Origin of the sequence: Euryhalocaulis sp., assembly GCF_013911995.1 — a bacterium.
Taxonomy (GTDB): domain Bacteria; phylum Pseudomonadota; class Alphaproteobacteria; order Caulobacterales; family Maricaulaceae; genus Euryhalocaulis; species Euryhalocaulis caribicus.
This window is the reverse complement of the sequence record NZ_JACESD010000050.1, coordinates 1-21,049: the sequence shown is the minus strand read 5'-3', so window position 1 is coordinate 21,049 and position 21,049 is coordinate 1. Positions and strand designations below refer to the sequence as shown.

At 63.6% G+C, this 21,049-nt stretch carries 23 protein-coding genes; 5 read left to right on the top strand and 18 right to left on the bottom strand.

Annotation, left to right across the window (positions count from 1 at the left end; genetic code table 11):
- Positions 1–687, top strand: a 687-nt coding sequence (locus H2040_RS12015) for a TRAP transporter small permease subunit (protein ID WP_287157651.1), incomplete at its 5' end; no start/stop codon positions are given.
- Positions 687–2,279, top strand: coding sequence for a TRAP transporter large permease (locus H2040_RS12010; RefSeq protein ID WP_287157649.1), 1,593 nt, complete (start codon positions 687–689; stop codon positions 2,277–2,279). The genes H2040_RS12015 and H2040_RS12010, both read left to right, overlap by 1 nt.
- Here H2040_RS12010 and H2040_RS12005 read toward each other — a convergent pair.
- From H2040_RS12005 to folK, 14 genes are all read right to left on the bottom strand, one after another.
- Positions 2,276–3,283: a M48 family metallopeptidase gene (locus H2040_RS12005; RefSeq protein WP_022698072.1), complete on the bottom strand. Its 1,008-nt coding sequence runs from the start codon at positions 3,281–3,283 to the stop codon at positions 2,276–2,278. The genes H2040_RS12010 and H2040_RS12005 overlap by 4 nt on opposite strands.
- 13 nt (positions 3,284–3,296) lie before the next feature.
- Complete coding sequence (locus H2040_RS12000) at positions 3,297–3,851, bottom strand: LemA family protein (RefSeq protein WP_422110944.1); 555 nt, start codon at positions 3,849–3,851, stop codon at positions 3,297–3,299.
- Between the two features lie 66 nt (positions 3,852–3,917).
- Positions 3,918–6,158, bottom strand: coding sequence for a DNA topoisomerase IV subunit A (gene parC / locus H2040_RS11995; RefSeq protein WP_287157647.1), 2,241 nt, complete (start codon positions 6,156–6,158; stop codon positions 3,918–3,920).
- Positions 6,159–6,221: 63 nt separating this feature from the next.
- Positions 6,222–7,094, bottom strand: coding sequence for a class I SAM-dependent methyltransferase (locus H2040_RS11990; protein ID WP_287157646.1), 873 nt, complete (start codon positions 7,092–7,094; stop codon positions 6,222–6,224).
- Positions 7,095–7,163: 69 nt separating this feature from the next.
- Positions 7,164–7,895 carry a DNA repair protein RecO gene (gene recO / locus H2040_RS11985; RefSeq protein ID WP_287157645.1) on the bottom strand — a complete coding sequence of 244 codons (732 nt, stop codon included), beginning with the start codon at positions 7,893–7,895 and terminating at the stop codon, positions 7,164–7,166.
- 4 nt (positions 7,896–7,899) lie between these two features.
- On the bottom strand, positions 7,900–8,844 hold the full coding sequence (gene era, locus H2040_RS11980) for a GTPase Era (RefSeq protein ID WP_287157644.1): 945 nt from the start codon (positions 8,842–8,844) through the stop codon (positions 7,900–7,902).
- Entirely contained in the window at positions 8,837–9,529 is a 693-nt protein-coding gene (gene rnc / locus H2040_RS11975) for a ribonuclease III (RefSeq protein ID WP_287157643.1), read from the bottom strand. Before rnc ends, era begins: the two co-directional genes overlap by 8 nt.
- Complete coding sequence (lepB, locus tag H2040_RS11970; protein WP_287157642.1) at positions 9,526–10,290, bottom strand: signal peptidase I; 765 nt, start codon at positions 10,288–10,290, stop codon at positions 9,526–9,528. Before lepB ends, rnc begins: the two co-directional genes overlap by 4 nt.
- Positions 10,291–10,294: 4 nt before the next feature.
- On the bottom strand, positions 10,295–10,720 hold the full coding sequence (gene acpS, locus H2040_RS11965) for a holo-ACP synthase (RefSeq protein ID WP_022698080.1): 426 nt from the start codon (positions 10,718–10,720) through the stop codon (positions 10,295–10,297).
- Positions 10,717–11,463, bottom strand: a complete 747-nt coding sequence (locus tag H2040_RS11960) for a pyridoxine 5'-phosphate synthase (RefSeq protein WP_287157639.1) — start codon at positions 11,461–11,463, stop codon at positions 10,717–10,719. Before H2040_RS11960 ends, acpS begins: the two co-directional genes overlap by 4 nt.
- Positions 11,460–12,044, bottom strand: coding sequence for an orotate phosphoribosyltransferase (pyrE, locus tag H2040_RS11955; RefSeq protein ID WP_022698082.1), 585 nt, complete (start codon positions 12,042–12,044; stop codon positions 11,460–11,462). The genes H2040_RS11960 and pyrE overlap by 4 nt, the downstream gene beginning before the upstream one ends.
- On the bottom strand, positions 12,041–14,290 hold the full coding sequence (locus H2040_RS11950; protein ID WP_022698083.1) for a RelA/SpoT family protein: 2,250 nt from the start codon (positions 14,288–14,290) through the stop codon (positions 12,041–12,043). Before H2040_RS11950 ends, pyrE begins: the two co-directional genes overlap by 4 nt.
- A gap of 9 nt (positions 14,291–14,299) precedes the next feature.
- Positions 14,300–14,659 carry a DNA-directed RNA polymerase subunit omega gene (rpoZ, locus tag H2040_RS11945; RefSeq protein WP_022698084.1) on the bottom strand — a complete coding sequence of 120 codons (360 nt, stop codon included), beginning with the start codon at positions 14,657–14,659 and terminating at the stop codon, positions 14,300–14,302.
- 63 nt (positions 14,660–14,722) lie between these two features.
- A complete protein-coding gene (gene folK, locus H2040_RS11940) occupies positions 14,723–15,253 on the bottom strand; it encodes a 2-amino-4-hydroxy-6-hydroxymethyldihydropteridine diphosphokinase (protein WP_287157634.1) in 531 nt (176 codons plus the stop codon).
- A 47-nt stretch (positions 15,254–15,300) separates the two neighbouring features.
- On the opposite strand from folK, the gene H2040_RS11935 reads away from it, so the two are divergent.
- Together H2040_RS11935 and H2040_RS11930 are read left to right on the top strand one after the other, a co-directional pair.
- Positions 15,301–15,864: a LabA-like NYN domain-containing protein gene (locus tag H2040_RS11935; RefSeq protein ID WP_287157632.1), complete on the top strand. Its 564-nt coding sequence runs from the start codon at positions 15,301–15,303 to the stop codon at positions 15,862–15,864.
- Positions 15,861–16,523, top strand: a complete 663-nt coding sequence (locus H2040_RS11930; RefSeq protein ID WP_287157630.1) for a uracil-DNA glycosylase — start codon at positions 15,861–15,863, stop codon at positions 16,521–16,523. The genes H2040_RS11935 and H2040_RS11930 overlap by 4 nt, the downstream gene beginning before the upstream one ends.
- Here H2040_RS11930 and H2040_RS11925 read toward each other — a convergent pair.
- The 3 genes from H2040_RS11925 to dapA are packed head-to-tail and all read right to left on the bottom strand — an operon-like array spanning position 16,520 to position 18,297.
- Positions 16,520–16,954, bottom strand: coding sequence for an SRPBCC family protein (locus H2040_RS11925; RefSeq protein WP_287157628.1), 435 nt, complete (start codon positions 16,952–16,954; stop codon positions 16,520–16,522). The two genes, H2040_RS11930 and H2040_RS11925, sit on opposite strands and share 4 nt — an antisense overlap.
- A gap of 6 nt (positions 16,955–16,960) precedes the next feature.
- Positions 16,961–17,413 carry an SsrA-binding protein SmpB gene (gene smpB / locus H2040_RS11920; RefSeq protein ID WP_022698088.1) on the bottom strand — a complete coding sequence of 151 codons (453 nt, stop codon included), beginning with the start codon at positions 17,411–17,413 and terminating at the stop codon, positions 16,961–16,963.
- 5 nt (positions 17,414–17,418) lie between these two features.
- A complete protein-coding gene (gene dapA / locus H2040_RS11915; protein ID WP_287157625.1) occupies positions 17,419–18,297 on the bottom strand; it encodes a 4-hydroxy-tetrahydrodipicolinate synthase in 879 nt (292 codons plus the stop codon).
- On the opposite strand from dapA, the gene H2040_RS11910 reads away from it, so the two are divergent.
- The gene (locus tag H2040_RS11910) at positions 18,296–20,413 is read left to right on the top strand and encodes a lytic transglycosylase domain-containing protein (RefSeq protein WP_287157623.1); all 2,118 of its coding nucleotides are present in this window, start codon (positions 18,296–18,298) and stop codon (positions 20,411–20,413) included. The two genes, dapA and H2040_RS11910, sit on opposite strands and share 2 nt — an antisense overlap.
- On the opposite strand, the gene H2040_RS11905 is transcribed toward H2040_RS11910, so the two are convergent.
- Positions 20,410–21,049 (bottom strand): threonine ammonia-lyase (locus tag H2040_RS11905; protein WP_287157621.1); only part of this gene is annotated, 640 nt, incomplete at its 5' end. The two genes, H2040_RS11910 and H2040_RS11905, sit on opposite strands and share 4 nt — an antisense overlap.

The window sequence follows — 21,049 nt, the reverse complement described above, 5'->3', positions numbered from 1 at the left end:
ATGAGCTATGACGCCTGGACGATGGTTGGCGCCGCGCTGGGCTGGCTCGGCTGGCTGACCAGCTGGATTCTGTTGCTGCCGCTTGTCGCCGTCATGTTTGGACTGGACGGCGCATTCGGGAGCAGCCTTCGCAGCTTGCTGGCGCGCCTGATCCGGGTTTCTGAGCGCATCAATGACGGGCTGGGCTGGCTGGCCAAGTGGCTGGCCGTGGCTCTGGTCGCCGTCGTCGCGATCGTCGTCGTGCAGCGCTATGTCTTCGGCGTATCCCTGACCCGCATGCAGGAGGGCGCGACCTATCTCCACGCCGGCCTGTTCATGCTGGCTGCGGGATCGACGCTTCTGGCTGACGGGCATGTGCGCGTCGATCTTTTCTACAGCAAGCTGTCGGCGCGCGGGAAAGCCCTTACCGATTTCATCGGCGTCTATCTGTTCCTCTACCCGATGTGCTGGCTGATGCTGAACATGTCGCGGGATTATGTGGCGCGCGCCTGGCGCGTGTGGGAAGGCTCGCCCGAAACTGACGGCCTGCCGCTGGTCTTTGCGCTGAAGACGCTGGTTCCGGTGACGGCCTTCCTTCTGGCGATGGCGGGATTCAGCCTGTCCGCCCGGGCGGCCCTGACGCTGCGCGGGCGGCCGATCGAAGATCATGAACATCACGAGGCGCTGACCGGGACGAGGACCGCCTGATGCTCCTCGCCGAGATCTTCGCCATCACCATGATCGTCGTGACCATCGCCGCCCTGCTGCGCGGATTTCCGGTTGCTTTCACCCTGGCCGGGGTGGCGTTGATTTTTGCCGGCGCGGGGGTGCTGACCGGGGCGTTCGAACCCGCCTTCCTGCGCGCATTTCCACAGCGCATCTATGGCGCGGTGATGACGAACGAGCTGCTGATCGCCGTGCCGCTGTTTGTGTTCATGGGCGTGATGCTGGAGAAATCCCGCATCGCCGAGGAATTGCTGGAGGCGATGGGCAAGCTGTTCGGTCCGATGCCGGGCGGGCTTGGCGTCTCCGTTATTCTGGTCGGCGCATTGCTGGCGGCGTCCACCGGCATTGTCGGCGCGACCGTGGTCACCATGGGGCTGCTCTCCCTGCCCACCATGCTCAAGCGCGGCTATGCCCCGGAACTCGCCACGGGGTCGATCACCGCATCCGGAACGCTGGGCCAGATCATACCGCCTTCAATCGTGCTGATCCTGCTGGGCGATCAGATTTCCAACGCCTACCAGAACGCCCAGCGCCAGCTTGGCAATTTCGCGCCGGAGCCTGTCTCGGTCGGCGACCTGTTCGCCGGCGCGCTCATTCCGGGTCTGATGATGGTCGGGCTGTATATTCTCTATGTCCTGTTCGTGGCCTTTACCCAGCCCTCCAAAGCGCCGCCCGTCCCGCGCGAGCGCGGCCAGAGCGGCCCCGCTTTCATCGCTGAAATCCTCAAGGCGCTTGCGCCGCCCCTGATTCTCATCGTTGCGGTCCTTGGCTCCATTCTGGCGGGCCTGGCCACGGCGACGGAAGCGGCGGCGCTGGGCGCGCTCGGCGCGACCCTTCTGGCCGGGTTCCGCAATGCCGGGGAGCCTGACAATACGGCTTTCGGCCGCTGGGCGGTCGGCCTGGGCGCGCTGGCGTTGATCCTGCTGATCCTGATGGGCGCCTTCCTGGATCTGCGGCTGGGGCGCGCCGATGTCAGCGCCGGAGAAGCCGCGGCCACGACACTGGCTTATGTCCTGTCCGCCCTCGCCGTTCTCAGCGCGCTCTGGTCCGGCATGCGGCTGCTGTCGGGCGGCAAGCTGGGCGAGGTTTCGCGCTCCACGGCGGAAATCAGCGCAATGGTGTTCGTCATCCTGATCGGCGCGACCCTTTTCAGCCTGGTCTTCCGCGGCTTTGGCGGCGACGAGATGGTTTCGCAGCTCCTCACCGGTATTCCTGGCGGCCAGTGGGGCGCGTTGATCGCCGTGATGGCGATGATGTTCGTGCTCGGCTTCTTCCTCGACTTTATCGAGATCACCTTTGTGGTGGTGCCTATCGTCGCGCCGTCCCTGTTCATGATGGGCGTCGATCCGGTGTGGCTGGGCGTATTGATGGCGCTGAACCTTCAGACTTCGTTCCTGACGCCGCCCTTCGGCTTCGCGCTGTTTTATCTGCGCGGCGTCGCGCCGCACGAAGTGACGACGGCGCAAATCTATCGCGGGGCGATTCCGTTCGTGATCCTGCAGCTTCTGGCGCTGGCGCTGGTTGCCGCCGTGCCCGCGACTGCGACATGGCTGCCGAACCTGATGGCCGGCTAGCCCCAGGGGCCGGCGGGCTGTTCCGCCGTTTCCGGCTCCAGCGCCGAAACCTGGCCGCCGGCAAATTTCACCAGCGCATCGATCCGCTTCTCAATCGGCGGGTGCGTCGTGAACATGCCGGAAAAACCCTTGTGCGGATTATAGAGAAACATCTCCCGCACCTCTCCGGGCGCGCCCTTGATATCCGCCTTGCCGGAGATCTTCTGGAGCGCGCGGATCATCGCATCGGGGTTCTTGGTCAGTTCAACCGACCCGGCATCGGCCAGATACTCGCGTTTCCGCGACAGGGAAAACCGGATCAGGATGGCGAGGATATAAGCCACGGCGAGTATGCCGATGGCGATCAGGATCAAGACGCCCGCCTGACCGCCGCCCGACCGCCGGCTGCGGTCCGTCCGCCCCATATGTCCCCAGAAGAAGCTGCGGGCGACGATCTCCGCCACGAAAGAGATAATGCCGACAAATATCACCGAGATGATCAGCAGCCGCACATCCCGGTTACGGATATGCGTCAGCTCATGCGCCATGACGGCCTCGACTTCGTCTTCGTCCAGCGCGTCCAGCAGTCCGCGGGTGAAGGTGATCGTGTAGTCCTTTTCCTTCAGTCCGCTGGCAAAGGCGTTCATCGCGCCGGTTTCGATGATCTTGAGCTTCGGCATGGTCATCCCGCGCGAAATGCACAGGTTTTCCAGCATGTTGTAGAGTTCGGGCTCATCAGAGCGCGTGAGCGACTTTGAGCCCATCGCCATGGAGATCATGGCGTCATGCCCCACCCAGGCAATGCCGAACCAACCCGCGGCCGCGATCAGCGCAAAGGGGGCGACGAAGGGCAGCCGGGAGAGCGCGATGGCCGCACCCTCCCCCACGCCGTAACCGTTCATGCCGGCCCAGACGAGCGTGCCGGCATAGGCCAGCGCGATCAGAAGCACCGGGAACATCGCCAGAAGGAAGATGCTGGCCCGGTTATTCTTCCAGATATGGGTTTTCAGGCCGAAGGCCTGCATGGCTCAGCCGCCCCTAGAAGCTGACGTCCGGCGCGGCCTCGACCTTGGCGCGGTCGTCCACGTCGACCTCGAAATATTCCTTCTTCGAGAAGCCGAGCGGCGCAGCGAACAGCACGGCCGGGAATTGCTCGACCGCGGTGTTCAACTCCGCCACGGAATTGTTGAAGAAGCGGCGCGCCGCCGCGATCTTGTTTTCCACGTCCGACAGCTCGCGCTGCAGTTCCAGAAAGTTCTGGTTGGCTTTCAGGTCCGGATAGGCCTCGGCCACGGCAAACAGCTGGCGCAGGGCGCCGGTCAGCAGGTTTTCGGCCTGTTGCTGGTCCTGCAGAGAGCTGGCGTCAATCGCCTGCTGGCGCGCTTGCGTGACCGCTTCCAGCGTTTCCCGCTCATGGCTGGCATAGCCTTTCACGGTTTCGACGAGATTTGGGATCAGGTCGTAGCGCTGCTTCAGCTGGACGTCGATATCGCCCCAAGCCTGATTGACCGCCTGACGCAGCGCGACAAGGCGGTTGTAGATTGTGATGCCGAAAATCGCGACGACAACAACGATCGCGAGCAAAATCCAGATAAAGGTCACGGTGTTTCTCCCGGTGAAATGGCGTTGCGTCTAGGAATACCGCCCGCGGGCGCGCGCTTAAAGCCGGAAATCGGGGCCGAATTTCCCGGTCCGCGGGAATCCTTTCGGCGCAAGGCGTCCCGCCTGGGCGCGCTTGCCTTCATATTCCTTCCATTCGGCGATCTCGCGCCGCCGGCCGGACGTGTCGATCACGGTAAAGCCATCCTCGGCGTTGAACACCGCCACGTCAGCCAGTCCGCCGTCGCGGAAGGTCTGAAGCTTCACGCCCTTGCCGCGCGACAGCTCGCTCACCTCCTCCAGCGGATAGATCAACAGCTTGCGGTTATCGCCAATCACCGCCACGCGGTCGCCGGTCACTTCGCGGGCCGCCGCCGCTTCCACGTCGCCGCTGACCGTCATGACCTGCTTGCCGGACTTGGTCTGTGCGACCAGGTCCTTCTCCGAGGTCACAAAGCCATAACCCGCTGACGAGGCCAGCAGCAGCTTCCGCTCCGGGTCGTGCCGGAACAGCGCAATCGGCTCGTGGTCTTCTTCCAGATCCAGCATCAGGCGCAGCGGCTCTCCCGCGCCGCGGCCGCCCGGCAGCTTGTCGCCTGCCAGCGTGTAGAAGCGGCCATTGGAGGCGAACAGCATGATCTTGTCGGTCGTTTCGGCCTGCACGACAAACTTGGCGCGGTCGCCTTCCTTGAATTTCAGGTCGCTGACATCATCGACCTTACCTTTCAGCGCCCGGATCCAGCCCTTTTCAGACAGCACGACCGTGATCGGTTCGCGCACGACAAGAGCCTCGCTGACCATTTCGGCCGCGCCTTCCGGCGCCGCGCCAAACGTGGTGCGGCGCGGATCGTCCTTGAAGGCGTCGCGCGCTTCACGGATCTGTTCAGTAATCCGGTCCCACTGCGCGTCTTCGCTAGCCATCAGGGCTTCCAGCTCACCCTGCTCGCCGGACAGCGCGTCATGCTCTTTTCTCAGCTCGAACTCTTCCAGCTTGCGGAGAGAGCGGAGGCGCATGTTCAGGATCGCCTCGGCCTGCCGGTCGCTCAGCTTGAATGCGGCGATCAATTCCTTTTTGGGCTCGTCCTCTTCCCGGATGATGCGGATCACCTCGTCCAGGTTCAGATAGACGATCAGATAGCCTTCCAGCACCTCCAGCCGGTCGGCGATGGCGGCAAGGCGGTGACGCGTGGCCCGCTGCAGAACCTCACGGCGGTGATCCAGCCAGTATTGCAGCACATCGCGCAGGCCCATGACGCGCGGCGCGCCATGCGGGTCCAGCACATTCATATTCAGGCTGACCCGGCTTTCCAGATCGGTCAGCTTGAACACCGACTCCATCAGGATTTCCGCCTCGACCGTCCGGCTGCGCGGCTCCAGGATCAGGCGCACGTCCTCGGCGGACTCGTCGCTGACCCCGCCCAGCAGCGGCAGCTTCTTGGAATCCACCAGTTCGGCGATGCGCTCGACCAGCTTGGATTTCTGGATCTGGTACGGAATTTCCGTAATCACGATCTGGTACTGACCGCGCCCCAGATCCTCGGTCTCCCATTTCGCACGCAGGCGGAAAGAGCCGCGCCCGGTGGCGTAGGCCTCGGCAATACCGGCCGGATCATCGACCAGAATGCCGCCCGTCGGGAAATCGGGGCCCTTCACATGCTCGATCAGCGTGTCGGTGCGGGCATTGGGATGCTTGATCAGGTGCAGCGCCGCGTTGCACAGCTCGCCGGCATTGTGGGGCGGAATGGACGTCGCCATGCCCACCGCGATCCCCGCCGCGCCATTGGCCAGCAGGTTCGGAAAACCGGCGGGCAGCACGATTGGCTCTTCATCTTCGCCGGAATAGGTCTCGCGGAAATCGACCGTGTCCGCGTCCAGCCCCTCAAGCAGAAGCTTGGCGGCTTGAGTCAGGCGGGCCTCGGTATATCGCATCGCGGCGGCGTTATCGCCGTCCAGATTACCGAAGTTTCCCTGCCCCTCGACCAGCGGGTAGCGCGCCGCGAAGGTCTGCGCCAGCCGCACCATGGCGTCATAGACCGCCTGATCGCCATGCGGATGATACTTACCGATGACATCGCCCACCACGCGGGCGCACTTCTTGAAGCCGGATTTCGGATCCAGCTTCAGCTCCCGCATCGCGAACAGCAGGCGGCGGTGAACCGGCTTCAAACCGTCGCGGACATCAGGCAGCGCACGCTGCGTAATGGTGGACAGCGCATAGGCCAGATAACGGGTGGAGAGCGCCTCGGTAAGCGGCTCGTCCTGAATGCGCCCGGCGTCGGGCGGAGGCGTCAATTCGGTCATGACGGCATTGTCTCTGATTCGAGCGAAATCGGTACGCCGGGGAGCGGCGTTTTATACGGCGGGTCAGGCTGTCTTGCGCATCCAGAACGATCCGCCGCCATATTCGATCATGCCCGTGCGCCGCATGAAATGCACCGGCAGCAGCACATCCCAATGATCGGAGAATTGCAGCATAGCCGCCAGGGCGTGCTGCTCATTGAACTGCTTCACGCGGATCGCCGCCGGATATTCAAAAGGCAGATAGATGTCGTGAACGTGCACCAGAACGCCCGGCTTGAGCACCGGGAAGACGTTCAGCAACGCATGGGTCACGTCCGTCCCCTGCAGCATGACGTGCGACCCGTCGAGGAAGAACACATCCCCGGCTTCAAGCGCCGCAAAGGCATCCAGCGGCACGTCCAACAGGTTCTGCTCGATATGCTCATCGGTCTTCCCCTCGATTTCCGCGCGGGGCGCCGGGTCGATCGAGGTGATCCGGGTCTGAAGCCCGTGTTCCTCTATGGCCTTTCTCAGAAACCGGGTGGAATGGCCAACCCCCACCTCGACCCAGCGCCCGGGATTATGAACCGCGGCGATGGCATATAGCGCGCGGGCGTCGGCGCGGGAGAAATAACCGTTCTTCCAATAGACCGCCTGCGGATCGTGTTCCGGGGCGTTTTCCGGAACGGCGTTCAGCGCCTCGGAATAGAAATGAGCCTTCAGTTCTTCGAAAAACGCCTCGAAATGGGCGCGGTCGCGTTCCAGGCGCGCTTCGACAGCCTCGAAACGGTAATTTTCGGGCAGTTCCTTCTGGATTTCGCCATAGGGCGCGGCGGGAATGAAAGCGCCGTGTTTCGAGAGAAACTCCGACAGCGCGCCGGACATGGCGTCCTGCAAATCGCGCCGGACCGCGGGGCGTTGCGCCAGAAAATCGATGATATCGCGTGATTTGCTCACGTATCCGTCCCTCGCGAAGAATAGAAAGCGCGGCATATCAGGGCCCCGCGCAACGGCCAAGCTTTCGCCCTACAGGCGCCCGGCCCTCTCCAGCCGCTCCAGCATCTCGGCGCGCGCCTCCGGCAATTGCTTGTCAGAGGGCCAAAGCACCCAGCGCTCCAGAAAATGTCCGGTCAGGGCGAACGCCGCCGCCACGTCGCCCTCCTTCAGATTCGGCGCGCCGCCGCGCATATATTCGGGTAGCAGGAACAGCTTGTCCTTATAGGGCTCGCCGGCCGCCTCGCTGACCGCCCGGCCCGATTTCGGGCTGACATAGATCAGGTCTTCCTCGACTCCGGTCGCCGCGCACCGCCTCAAATCCAGCCCGAATCCCAGCTCCGCCAGCAACCCGGCCTCGAACCGCGTCATCAGGGCCGGCCAGATGTCGGGCTGATCCATATTGGCGATCAACGTGGAAAAAGCGTCGAACAATTTAGGATGGGCTTCGCGCTCAGGCGCCACCTGGGAAAGCAGCGTGCAGGAGGCGTTGAGGCCGGAAATGGCCAGCCGGTCATCCAGCAATTCCGCCGGAAACGGATCCGCCGCATCGATTTCAAAATAGCCCAGATGGTCTTCCAGCCGCGCCCGCCAGGTTGCCCGCACCTGATTGCCGGGCTGCAAAACGCCACGCAGACGCTTGGATCGTCCGCCGCGGACCAGCCCGGCGTGACGGCCCTTTTCCGGGGTCAACAATTCTATAATGGCGCTGGATTCGCCATGGGGACGGACCCGGATGACGATCCCCTGATCGGTCCATTCCATGGCGTCAGACGTCGAACTCCAGTCCCAGCGGCGTGTAGAGGCTGCGCTGTTCGGACCAGTTTTCCTTCACTTTCACATGCAGGAACAAATGCACCCGGCGGCCGAGAATTTCTTCCAGCTCTTCCCGCGCACGCTGCCCGATTTCACGGATGGCGCGGCCCTGCTTGCCCAGAACGATGGCCCGCTGGCTTTCCCGCTCCACGAATATCGTTTGTTCGATCCTGACAGAGCCGTCGCGCTTTTCCTCCCAACTCGCCGTTTCCACGGCGGTGGCGTAGGGAAGCTCCGCGTGCAGGCGCAGGAACAGTTTTTCGCGCGTAATTTCGGCGGCCAGCAGGCTTTGCGGCAGGTCCGCCGCCTGATCGGGCGGATAGAGATACGGGCCTTCCGGCATCGTTTCCGAAACAGCTTTCAACAGATCGCCAACGCCGTCGCCCTTGGTCGCTGACAACATGAATATCTGGCTATAAACACGTGTATCATTGAGTGTTTGCGCCAATTCAAGCAGCGGCTCCCGCTTCATCGCGTCAATCTTGTTCAGCGCCAGAAACGCCGTCCGCCCCGCCTCCTTGAGGCCGTCAATAACCCGCGCCACATCATCGCCGGAGCGGTGGTCAGCGCCGGTTTCGTCGGGCGTGCCGATCCGCGTCTGGGCGGCGGCGTCGACCACATGGATGATCGCGTCGGCCTCCTCCGCGCCCGTCCAGGCCGCGCGCACCATGGCGCGGTCCAGCCGGCGGCGCGGGGCAAAAATGCCGGGCGTATCGACAAACACGATCTGGGAGTCGTCATGCATGGCGACGCCGCGCACCGGAAAGCGCGTCGTCTGCACCTTGTGCGTCACGATCGAGACCTTCGTCCCGACCATCTGGTTCACCAGCGTCGACTTACCGGCGTTCGGCGCGCCAATAACGGCGGCAAATCCGGAACGTGTGGTTGGGTCAGCCATTATCGGTTTCTCGCTTGAACAGGGCTTCGGCGGCGTTGCGTTCGGCTGCCTGTTTTGAACTCCCCTTCCCCCGCTCGGGTTTCACGCCCTCCAGGCTGACTTCCACCTTGAATTTCGGCGCGTGATCGGGGCCCGACCGGCCCACAATCGTATAGCGGGGAACGTCGTAACCCTGCGCCAGCGCCCATTCCTGCAGGGCGGTCTTGGGGTCGCGCGGTTTATCGATGACCTTCTTCAGCTCTTTCTTCCAGAAGGAATCATAAAAATGACGGGCCGCCTTCAGCCCGCCATCCAGATACAGCGCGCCGATCATGGCCTCGCAAGCGTCGCCCAGGATGGAATCCTTTTCCCGGCCCCCGCCACGCTCCTCCGATTTGCTCAGCCGCAAAGCCTTGTCGATACCGGCGTCCAGCGCCACCCGGGCGCAGGTTTCCCGCCGCACAAGCGCGTTCAGGCGCGGCGCCAGTCCGCCTTCGGCGACGTCGGCAAATGTCTCATAGAGCTTTTCGGCGGTCAGCAGGCCCAGTATCCGGTCGCCCAGAAATTCCAGACGTTCATTATTGCTGCGGTCGCCCGCGCCATCACCGAAGCTGGAATGAGTCAGGGCGCGGATCAGCAGCTCGCGATCCTTGAACCGGTGTCCGATCCGGTCCTGCAGTTCGGCGAGAGCCGGGTCCTTGCTCACAATTCTTCGGCGTTGGCCCTGACGCCGTGGAAGAAGCGGCCCAGCCGGAAATTGAACCAGGTCCAGGGCCGCAGCAGGCGGAAATTCTCGTTGACGGAGAAGAAGATGATCTGCGCCTTGCCGACCAAATTCTCCGCCGGAACCGCATCGAAATAGCGGCTGTCACGGCTGTCGTCCCGGTTGTCGCCCATCATGAAATAATGGTTCTCGGGCACGAAGAAGACCCGCGTATTATCGGCCGGGCCGCCTTTGCGCTGATCGAAAATGATGTGCGTATCGCCGTTCGGGAAGGTTTCCCGGTAAATCTGGGTCGCGCGGCGATTGCCGAAATCGTCCGTCGTATTGAGGCTTTTCACGAATTCATGGCCGACCGGCTGACCGTTGATGTTCAGCACGCCGTCAATCATCTGGATCCGGTCGCCGGGCAGGCCGACGACCCGCTTGATATAATCGGTGCGGTTGTCGCGCGGATATTTGAACACCACGACATCGCCGCGATCTGGCTGACCGCCCAGAATCCGTCCGTCAAAAATGGGCGGCGACAAAGGCAGGGAATGGCGGCTGTAGCCATAGGAAAACTTGGACGCAAAGATGTAGTCGCCGGTCGCCAGCGTCGGCACCATCGACTCGGACGGAATATGGAAAGGCTGGAACAGCAGGGTGCGCAGGATCAGCGCAATGCCCAGCGCATAGACGATCGTGCGGACATTCTCGCCCAGCGCGCTTTTCGAGCCCTTCATATTCAAAACACGATCCATCATTGTCTTATCCGCGCGGCGCCGGTTGAGCAGGCGCGATGGCGGCTTCAATAATCACAAAAGCCTGCGCCAGCGGGAAGTCGTCCGTGATCGTCAGGTGAACCTGCACCGTATGCCCGTCCGGGGTCATCGCCGCAAGCCGTTCCGCCGCGCCGCCGGTCAGGGCCAGCGTCGGTTTTCCGCTCGGCAAATTCACCACGCCCATGTCTCGCCAGTGCACGCCGCGCCGCGGCACCCCGGTTCCCAGCGCCTTGGCGCAGGCCTCTTTGGCCGCAAAACGCTTGGCGTAGCTCGCCGCGCGCTCCCGGCGCTTGTCGGATTTGGCCTGTTCGATCTCGGTAAAGATGCGCTGCACAAAACGGTCGCCGAACCGGTCCAGCGAATGTTCGACCCGGCGGATATCGATCAGGTCGTTGCCCATGCCAAGGATCATGAGCGCGCCTCCACGATCAGCGTCTTCATACGCCTGATCGCCTCTTCCAGCCCGATGAAGATCGCCTCCCCCATCAGGAAATGCCCGATATTCAGCTCACGCATCTCCGCGATGGCCGCGACCGGCTTGACCGTGTCGAACGTCAGGCCGTGGCCGGCGTGGATTTCAAGCCCGCGCCCCGCCCCGTCAGCGGCTGCGGCGCGGATCCGGTCCAGCTCGGCTTCCGAGTCTTTCGTCTCGCCTGCGAAAACGTGCTCAACATAGCGGCCGGTATGAAATTCCACGACCTCCGCGCCCAGCGCCGAAGCTACGGCGACCTGAACCGGGTCCGGCTCGATAAACAGCGACACGCGAATGCCGCCTTCCTCGCGCAGCCGACGCACGACGGGGGCCAGCTGGTTGTGATGCCGCGCGGCGTCCAGCCCGCCCTCTGTCGTCCGCTCCTCGCGCTTTTCAGGCACGATGCAGCAATGGGGCGGGCGGTGGCGCAAGGCGATCTCCACCATCTCGTCCGTGGCGGCCATTTCCAGGTTCAGGGGCAGGTCGATCTCGTCCACCAGCCGCTGGATATCCTTGTCCCCGATATGGCGGCGGTCTTCCCGCAGATGGGCCGTGATGCCCTCAGCGCCCGCCTCCGCGGCCAGCCGCGCCGCGCGCACGGGATCGGGATGATCTCCGCCGCGCGCATTCCGGATGGTCGCGACATGGTCGATATTGACCCCGAGGCGCGGCAGCTCGCTCACGCAAGGCCCCGGCTGCCCGGTTTCACCGGCGGAATGGCTTTCAGTTCTTCAGGAAGTTCGTCTTCCTTGTAGGCCGGGAAGTCGACCTGGGCGAGCGAGATGAGTGGCGCGCCAATATCCGCCTTGCCGCCCGAGCGGTCGATCAGGCACGCGCCGGCGAGGATTTCCGCGCCCGTCTTGCGAAGCGCGTCCAGACATTCGCGGGAAGACAGGCCCGTGGTCACGATGTCCTCCACCATCACCACGCGCTCGCCCGGCTGCAGCGCGAACCCCCGGCGCAGCTGGAATTCACCGTCCTCGCGCTCCACGAACAGGGCGTCGCAGCCCAGATGCCGCGCCGTTTCATACCCCGGGATAATTCCGCCCACGGCGGGCGAAACAACGGCGTCGACCGGACCGCCCACGGCGTCGCGTATCTTCTTCGCCAGCGCCTTGCAGAGCTTCTCGGTCCGGTTCGGGTCCTTGAAGACCTGCGCCTTCTGCAGGAAGACCGGGCTGCGCAGCCCGGAAGACAGAATGAAATGGCCTTCAAGCAGGCCGCCGGCCGCCTTGAATTCGTCGAGTACGTCCTGGGTATTCACCGTCGCTTGGTCTCCTGTGCGCGTTTGGCCTTCACCACGCTGCGGCTGGCGCGCAGAGCGGCGATGATGTGCGACAGGTGTTTGGCGTCCAGAACCTCGATATCCAAGCGCATGTCGAAGAAATCTGTGGACCGATTGAGGGTGGAAACATCGGTAATGTTACCGTTGTTCTCGCCCACGATCTGCGCGATCTCGGCCAGCACCCCGGCCTCGTGCACCACGGTCACCAGAACCCGGCTCATGGCCGTCGCTTTCTCGGCCTCCGGCGTCCAGTCCAGATCGACCCAGCGGTCCTTGTCCTCGTCAAAATCGGCCAGCGTGTCGCAATCTATAGTGTGGACCTCCACGCCGATTTCCGGCTGCAGGATGCCCACGATGCGGTCGCCCGGCAGCGGCGTGCAGCACTTCGCGAAGTGCAGCGTCACGCCGGGCGTCAAATCCTTGTCCTTGCCGCGCACGAAAAGCTGCGCCTTCTCCTCGCGGATCAGCCAGCGCGGCCGTCCCCGCAGGCGCTTGGCGTCCTTGCGGCCGGGGAATACAGCGTCCAGCAGGTCCGCCCCGGTAATGCGGTTGCGGCCCAGCTCTTCATAGAGGCGGTTCTCGTCATCCACTTCCAGCCGGCGCAGCGCATCGTTGAGGTTGGACTTGCGCAGCTCCTTGCCCTCGCGCCGGAAGGCGGATTCGGCAATCACCCGGCCCAGCTTGACGAATTCGTCCTTTTCGCTGGTGCGCACCAGACGCCGGATGGCGGACCGCGCGCGCCCCGTAATGACCAGGTCTTCCCAGCCGGAAATCGGCGCCGGCGACCCGGCGCGCAGGATTTCCACCACGTCGCCGTTATTCAGCGTGGTGGTCAGCGGCCGCTCGCGGCCATTGATACGCGCGCCGACCGTGGTGTCGCCCAGATCGGTATGAATCGCATAGGCGAAATCCAGAGGCATCGCGCCCGCCGGCAGCGGAATGAGCTGGCCGCGCGGGGTGAAGGTGAACACCTGGTCAGTGAACATCTCCAGCTTGGCGTGCTCCAGAAATTCGTCCGGGTCGCCGCCATGCTCCAGGATTTCCACGAAGGGCCGCAGCCGCGCCAGCGGGTCGCCGCCCGCGCGCTTGGCCGCATCGGCGTCGAACCGGTAGGCGTCGTCCTTATAGCGCCAGTGCGCGGCGACGCCGTGTTCGGCGACCGTATCCATCTCCTCGGTGCGGATCTGCAGCTCGACCCGCATCTGGTCCGGGCCGATAATCGTGGTGTGCAGGGAGCGGTAATTGTTCGGCTTGGGGACCGAGATGAAGTCCCGGAAACGGTCCGGCACGCAACGCCAGCGCTGATGGATGATGCCCAGCGTCCGGTAGCAGGTATTCTCCTCATCCACGACCACGCGAAAGCCGTAGATATCGGCCAGCTCCTCGAAGCTCAGCGACTTGCGCTCCAGCTTGCGCCAGATCGAATAGGCGCTCTTTTCACGGCCATAGACCCGCGCGGACACGCCTTCCTTTTCCAGCATGTCGACAAGATCGGCCGTGATCTGGGCGATCTTGTCGCCCACCTGCTCGCGCAGCACCGCCAAACGCCTGGAGATCGTCTCGAACGCCGCGGGGTTGAGGTGCTTGAAGGACAGCTCCTCCAACTCGGTACAGATGCGGTTCACGCCAATACGCCGCGCCAGCGGAGCATAGATTTCCAGCGTCTCGCGGGCGATGCGTTCGCGCTTCTCCGGCTTGGAGATGAAATGCAGCGTCCGCATATTGTGAAGCCGGTCCGCCAGCTTCACCAGCAGGACCCGGACGTCGTTGGAAATCGCCAGAATGAACTTCTGCAGGTTTTCGGCCTGTTTCGTCCGCTCCGAATTCAGCTCCACCTGGCCCAGCTTGGTGACCCCGTCGACCAGCTTGGCGACCTCCACGCCGAACATCTCGGCAACCGTGTCGAAACTGGCGTCGGTGTCCTCGATCACGTCATGCAGCAGCGCCGTCGCGATAGAGGCGGAGTCGAGCCGCAGGTCTGTAAGAATTTCCGAGACCGCGACCGGGTGAGCAAAATACGGATCGCCCGAAGCGCGCATCTGGTCGCCGTGCATTTTGACGGCGTACACATAGGCGCGGCTGATCAGATCCTCATCGACATTCGGGTCATAGGCCCGGACCCGGTCGACAAGCTCATATTGACGCAAAAAACCGCGCCGGTCCGCCGGCGCGGTTTGCTGCGTCGTTGCTGCTGTGTCTGCGTGCTCGCGAACAGCTTCGGCCAAGGCGGCTCCTTAGAACCGGTTATCCGGCCCGGCGTCGCGGTCGGTCTGCAGAGCGCGAAGCATGTCTTCCTCGCTGATGCCCTCGTCGCCACCGCGGCTGGCGATGGCCGCGCGTTCTTCCTCGTCCTCGACATCCTCCAGCGGAATAACGCGCTGCAGGCTGGAGACGAGGCTTTCTTCCAGATCGGACGGCTTGACCGCCTTCTCGGCGATTTCGCGCAGTGCCACGACCGGATTCTTGTCGTTGTCGCGGTCCAGCTTCAGCTCGGCGCCGGCGGAAACATTCCGGGCGCGATGCGCGGACAGCAGAACAAGCTCAAAACGGTTCGGAACCTGTTCGATACAATCTTCAACGGTGACGCGGGCCATGCGCCCTCCTGGAAAACGAAAAACCTAGACGAAACTTCTGTTTAGGGGCCCCTGCCCTTGTATTCAAGACCGCTTGTGCGTCTGCGAAGGGCTCAAGCGCAGTCGCGACAGGCCCACACGCGCCTCGCCGGGCAGGCTTTCCAGCACGCTTCGCGCCCGTCCATGCGCCGGATGCGACCATTCCGGCGCGATGTCCAGCACCGGCGCCAGCACAAAGGCGCGCTTATGGGCGCGCGGGTGCGGCAGAGTCAGGTGTTCGCCCGTTGCCGTCCGCCCGTCATAATCAATCAGGTCCAGATCCAGTGTACGGGAGGACCATCGCGCCTCGCCCGCGCGGTCCCTCCCGAACGCCTTTTCCACCTCCAGCAAGCGCGTCATCAGCGCCTCCGGCGCCAGGCTTGTCTCGATACGCGCCGCGGCATTGGCATAGGGGGGATCAGCCGGATCAGGCCAGGCCGGGCTGCGCCAGAGCCCCGACCGCGCAACAACCGCGACATCCCCCTTCTCGGGTAACGCCCGTATGGCCTTTAGCAAGGTGATTTCCGGCGGACGTCCTTGAAAAGGACGGTTGCCGCCAAGGGCTATGATGATCATGCTACGCGCTTAGTCTTCTATATTGATTGCAATTACGGGATTTGATCATGGCATTCTATCCGAATGAACGTCTGGCGCTGATGATTGATGGCGCGAATTTCTACTCCGCCGCCAAATCTCTCGATTTCGACATCGACTATCGCAAACTTCTGGAAGAATTCCGCAAGCGCGGCCGCCTGATCCGCGCCATCTATTACACCGCGCTGGTGGAGGATCAGGAATATTCCCCGATCCGTCCGCTGATCGACTGGCTGGATTATAATGGCTTCAGCGTCATCACGAAGCCCGCCAAGAGCTACACCGACCACCAGGGCAATCGCCGGATCAAGGGCGATATGGATGTCGAGATTGCGGTCGACGCCCTGCAGCTGTCCGATAATCTGGACCACATCGTCCTGTTCTCCGGCGACGGCGATTTCCGCAAACTGGTCGAGGCGGTGCAGGCCAAGGGCGTGCGCGTCTCCGTCGTGTCCAGCCTGAAGACCGATCCGCCGATGATCTCCGACGATCTGCGCCGTCAGGCCGATTCCTTTATCGACCTGGCGGATCTGGAAGGCCTGATCGGCCGCGCGGGCGGCTCCAACAACCACGATGACGACGACGATTCGTGAGCGCGGGAACCTTCGCGCCTGAAGCGCCCCGCGACTGCCCGCTCTGTCCGAGGCTTGTCGAATTCCGCGAGGAATGGCGGGCGAAAGAGCCTGACTGGTTCAACGCCCCGGTCCCGTCTTTCGGAGCGGAAGACTGCCGCCTGCTGGTCCTCGGTCTGGCGCCCGGACTGCGCGGAGCCAACCGGACGGGGCGGCCTTTCACCGGCGACTGGGCCGGCGACCTCCTCTACCCCACGCTGCAGAAATACGGCTTTGCGAAAGGCGAATATGACGCGCGGCCGGATGACGGCCTGACCCTTTCTGATTGCATGATCACCAATGCGGTGCGGTGCGTGCCGCCCCAGAACAAGCCGACCGGGCCGGAAGCCAAAACCTGCCGCAACTATCTGGTCGCCCGGCTTGAGGCCCTGCCCCGGCTTCAGATCATCGTTGCGCTCGGCAAGATTGCCCACGACAACGCTTTGGCGACTCTCGGCTACAAGCTGTCCGCAAAGAAATTCGCGCACGCCGCTGAACATGAACTGGAGGGCCCGAACGGCCCGCTTCTCATGATCGATAGCTATCACTGCAGCCGCTACAACACGAACACCGGCCGCCTCACCGAGGCGATGTTTCACGACGTGTTCGAGAAGGCGAAAAAACGTATCGAGTTGGCTTAACGCCGGGCCAGCATCGCTTTGCGGCGTCCATGTCGCCAGCGATACATGAAGCCCGCCCATGCCGCGTAAAGCGGCGTCATGGCCCCTGCATCAACCTCAATAGTCTCTGACAAACGCGCCCCGCCCTCATTGGGGAACACGTGCAGGTTATGCCGCCATGCCTTTACCGGACCACCATGTTCGAAACTGCGCAAAACGCGACGTCCCGGATCGTATTCCAGAACCTCCATTACCCATGGCGAACGCGGAAAAAATCCAAACAGCGAAAATTCGCTCTTGATGACTTGTCCGGTCTCCAAAGGCGCATCCGGGAGGCCATGAAATCTGACCAGCCCTCTCATCGCCGCTTGGACACTCGCCCAGTCTGTAGCCGTTTCCCATAACGCGTCCGGTGAAGCTGCGTAATCATGGTTTAGCTCCACGGTCTGCATGGCGCGTCAGTTATGCTCGCGCAGGATACGGGCTTTCTGGCGTTCCCAGTCGCGCTTCTTGACCGTCTGGCGCTTGTCGATGGTCTTCTTGCCCTTTGCGAGTCCCAGCTTCAGCTTGGCGATGCCGCGATCGTTGAAATACAGCGTCAGCGGGACCAGCGTCATGCCCTCGCGCTGGGTGGCGGCCGATAGCCGGGCCACCTCGCGGGCGTGGAGCAGCAGCTTACGGTGCCGCTTGGGCTCATGATTGTGCCGGTTCGCGGCGGCGTACTCAGGAATATAGGAATTGATCAGGAATATCTCGCCGCCCTCGTCGCTGGCATAGGATTCGGCAATATTCGCCTTGCCTTCGCGCAGCGATTTCACCTCGGACCCGGTCAGCGCCAGTCCGGCCTCGATCTCGTCCTCGATCTCGTAGTCGAACCGCGCGCGGCGGTTCTTGGCGATCGTCTTGCCCATGCGTCCTATCCGTCCAGCAATCCTGCGCGGTTCATCGCCGCGCGCACCGCGTCCTTCGCGGCCTCGCCCGGCTCCGTGATCGGCAGACGCACATCCACGCCCGACAGCCCCAGCAGGGAGAGCGCGTATTTGGCGGGTCCGGGGCTGGGATCAAGGAACAGCGCCTTATGAAGCTCAGCCAGACCGGAATCGATGCTGCGCGCCTCGTCCAGTTCACCGGCCGCCGCGGCGTCCCAGATCTGCGCGCACAGGCCGGGCGCAACATTGGACGTGACGGAGATCGCGCCGTCGCCGCCATTCGCCGCGAACTCGACCGCTGTCGAATCGTCACCGGACAGCAAGGTGAAATCCTCGCCGCAGGCTTCGCGCTGATCGCGCGCCCGCGCCATGTCGCCTGTAGCGTCCTTGACCCCGACGATCCTTTCCAGCCTGGAAAGCGCCGACATCGTTTTCACTGACATGTCGATTACAGAACGGCCCGGGATATTGTAGATAAGTATCGGCAGGGAGACCGCATCATGAATGGCCTCGAAATGGCGATACAGCCCCTCCTGGTTGGGCTTGTTGTAATAGGGCGTGACGATCAGCAGGCCGTCTGCGCCCGCCGCTTCCGCCTGCCGGGAGAGCGCGATGCCTTTTGACGTATCGTTGGACCCGGCGCCGGCAATGACCGGCGCGCGGCCCGCCGCGGCTTCCACGGTCAATTCGATGACCCGGCGTTGCTCGTCCGCCGACAGAGTCGGCGACTCGCCGGTAGTGCCGCACGGCACGAGGCCGTCCGTGCCTTCGTCGAGCTGCCATTGCACCAAATCTTGCAACGCGGCCTCATCGACCGCGTTGTTCTTGAAGGGCGTTATCAAAGCAGTCAGGGATCCAGTGAACATGAACCTTCCTTCGGGCGCAGATCTGACTTTCGCGGCGGACCTTAAGCGGGCCGCCCTTGGCGCGAAAGGGCGCATGCTCATGCTGGCCGCGACAACGGGCCTAATCGCCGGCCCGGCGCTGGCCCAGAGCGTTCCGGTACCCCGGCCCAAGCCCGAACCTGCGCCTTTCACGCAGACCCTGCCGCCACAGGAATTCAACCGGCTGGAGGCCGCGTTCGAGGCTTCCCGCGACGGCGACTGGGGCGCGGTGCGCGCGGCGATCCCCTCGATCAACGACCCGGTGGCCCGCAAGCTTCTGCTCTGGCGCATCGCGACCTCGGACGAACAGACCAGCTTCCGCGATCTGGCGAACCATATCGAACAGCTGGACGGCTGGCCGAACACCAATGCGATGAAGCGGGACGCCGAGTATGCGCTCAGCGACAAGAACAGCGCCTATATCCCGCCCTCTGAAATCGCCGCCTATTTTTCCGAAAACCCGCCGATCACCGGCGAAGGTCACGCCATCTACGCGTTCGCGCTGTTCGACCTGAATCTGCCGGACGACGCGGAACTGGAGCTGAAGAAAGCCTGGCGCGGCCAGACGCTGAAACTGGAAACCCAGCGCCGCATTCTGAACGAACACGCGCAGCGCCTGTCGGCGGATGATCACTGGTCGCGCGTGGATTTCCTGCTCTGGGCGGATCAGCGCACCGCCGCGCGGGATGTCATCCCCTATCTGTCGGCGGAGAAAAAGGCCGTCGCCCAGGCGCGTCTCGGCCTGACCGAAGGCACGTTGTCGGCCGCCAATGTCCCGTCCAGCATGGCCGGCGACCCCGGCATCCTGCACCAGCGCGCCCGCGCTGCGCGCCGCCGCGGCGACGATAGCGGCGCCATCGCCAATCTCCGCGCCATTACCGAAAATCCGTCGGTGGAAACCGGCCGGGGCGAGCTGTGGAACATGCGCCACCTGATGGCGCGCGAGGCTCTGGAGCTGAAGGATTATCGCGCCGCCTACGACCTCACCAAAGCGACCGATCTGGAAGACGCCGGCGACCGGTCAGAGGCGGAATTCCTCGCCGGCTGGGTCGCGCTGCGCTTCCTCGACATGCCCGAGGCTGCAGGCGAGCACTTCAAGATCATCACGGAAATCGTCTCGACCCCGGTATCGCTCTCGCGGGGACAATACTGGCAGGGCCGCGCCGCGCAGGCCGCGGGCGACACGGAGGCCGCGCAGACCTATTACACACAGGCCGCCGAACACATCACCACCTATTACGGCCTGCTGGCCGCCGAACGGCTGGAAAGCCTGACCGGCGAACCCGCGATGATTGTCATTCCGGCGGACCCTGAAATCACCCAGGCCGATATCGACGCCTTTGAATCCCGCGAGCTGGTTCAGGCCGCCCGGATGCTGGGCGAGCTGGGCGAGGACTGGTGGTTCACCGTGTTCGCCTATCACATCGAGGACACGATGCAGGACGCGGCGCAATTCGCGTTGCTGTCCGACATGGCCAAGGATTACGGCATGATGCGCCCCGCCCTGCGCGTGGCGAAATCAGCCCGCAACCGGCACATCCCGGTGATGGAGCGCGCCTATCCGCTGGCCTTCACCCCGCCGGAGGGACCGCAATATGTCGAACCGGCGCTGGCGCTCGCCATTTCGCGTCAGGAAACCGAGTTCGATCCGCGCGCCGTCAGTCACGCCAACGCGCACGGGCTGATGCAGCTATTGCCCACAACCGCGCAATCCACGGCGCGATCCCTGGGGCGGCCCTATCGTTATTCCTGGCTGCTGGACGATCCCGATTACAATGCGGAGCTGGGCAGCTCCCACCTCAAACAGCTGGTGGGCGATTTCAACGGCTCCTACATCGTGTCGATGGCGGGCTATAACGCGGGCGCATCGCGCGGCCGCCGCTGGATCGCAACCTATGGCGATCCCCGGGCCGGCGCCATTGATCCGGTTGACTGGGTGGAGCTGGTGCCGTTCGGCGAAACGCGGAACTATATCCAGCGCGTGATCGAGAACTTGCAGGTCTATCGCGCGCGCCAGAACGGCAATACCGCGCCCGTGACCATCACCGAAGATCTCAACAAGGGCTCGATCCCGAAAGCCAGCCTGTCCCCGACCTAGAGCCGGGCCAGCGCCCGCTGGTAAATATCCGAATCGACATTGCCGCCGGTCAGCACCACGCCGACGCGGCTGCGCCGCGCGAACGGCTTGCGCGACAACAGCGCCGCCAGCGCCGCAGCGCCGCCGGGCTCGACCACCAGCTTCATGCGGCGGAAGGCGAACGCCATGGCGTCCAGCGCCTCGTCATCGCTGACGGCGAAGCCGCCTGCGACCCGCTCCTTGTTGATCGCGAACGTGATTTCCCCCGGCGCTGGCGACAGCAACGCATCACAGATCGATCCGCCGCGCCGCTCATTCCCGACAATCTTCCCGGCGTCGAACGACTTCATATGATCGTCGAAGCCTTCGGGCTCCGCCGTGTAAATTTTCGTGGACGGGCTCAAGCCCTCAAGGGCCAGCGCGATGCCGGCCGTCAGCCCGCCGCCGCCCGCGCAAACGATCAGCGCATCCAGCGGCCCGCCCGCCGCCTGCGCCTGCCGGGCGATTTCCAGCCCTGCCGTGCCCTGCCCTGAAATCACGTCCGGGTCGTCGAAGGACGGCACCAGAGTCGCGCCGGTTTCCGCCGCTATCCGCGCGGAAATTTCCTCCCGGCTTTCAGTTTCCCGGTCATAGGTCACGATTTCGCCGCCCAGGCGG

Coding starts and splice junctions, on each gene's coding strand:
- H2040_RS12010 (WP_287157649.1), top strand. CDS start 687: ATGCTCCTCGCCGAGATCTTCGCCATCACCATGATCGTCGTGACCATC.
- smpB (WP_022698088.1), bottom strand. CDS start 17,413: ATGGGCAAGACGATCGCCAAGAACCGCCGCGCGCGGTTCGACTACGAG.
- H2040_RS11935 (WP_287157632.1), top strand. CDS start 15,301: ATGGCATTCTATCCGAATGAACGTCTGGCGCTGATGATTGATGGCGCG.
- parC (WP_287157647.1), bottom strand. CDS start 6,158: ATGACCGAATTGACGCCTCCGCCCGACGCCGGGCGCATTCAGGACGAG.
- lepB (WP_287157642.1), bottom strand. CDS start 10,290: ATGATGGATCGTGTTTTGAATATGAAGGGCTCGAAAAGCGCGCTGGGC.
- H2040_RS11925 (WP_287157628.1), bottom strand. CDS start 16,954: ATGCAGACCGTGGAGCTAAACCATGATTACGCAGCTTCACCGGACGCG.
- recO (WP_287157645.1), bottom strand. CDS start 7,895: ATGGAATGGACCGATCAGGGGATCGTCATCCGGGTCCGTCCCCATGGC.
- era (WP_287157644.1), bottom strand. CDS start 8,844: ATGGCTGACCCAACCACACGTTCCGGATTTGCCGCCGTTATTGGCGCG.
- H2040_RS12005 (WP_022698072.1), bottom strand. CDS start 3,283: ATGCAGGCCTTCGGCCTGAAAACCCATATCTGGAAGAATAACCGGGCC.
- folK (WP_287157634.1), bottom strand. CDS start 15,253: ATGATCATCATAGCCCTTGGCGGCAACCGTCCTTTTCAAGGACGTCCG.
- dapA (WP_287157625.1), bottom strand. CDS start 18,297: ATGTTCACTGGATCCCTGACTGCTTTGATAACGCCCTTCAAGAACAAC.
- rpoZ (WP_022698084.1), bottom strand. CDS start 14,659: ATGGCCCGCGTCACCGTTGAAGATTGTATCGAACAGGTTCCGAACCGT.
- acpS (WP_022698080.1), bottom strand. CDS start 10,720: ATGATCCTTGGCATGGGCAACGACCTGATCGATATCCGCCGGGTCGAA.
- H2040_RS11910 (WP_287157623.1), top strand. CDS start 18,296: ATGAACCTTCCTTCGGGCGCAGATCTGACTTTCGCGGCGGACCTTAAG.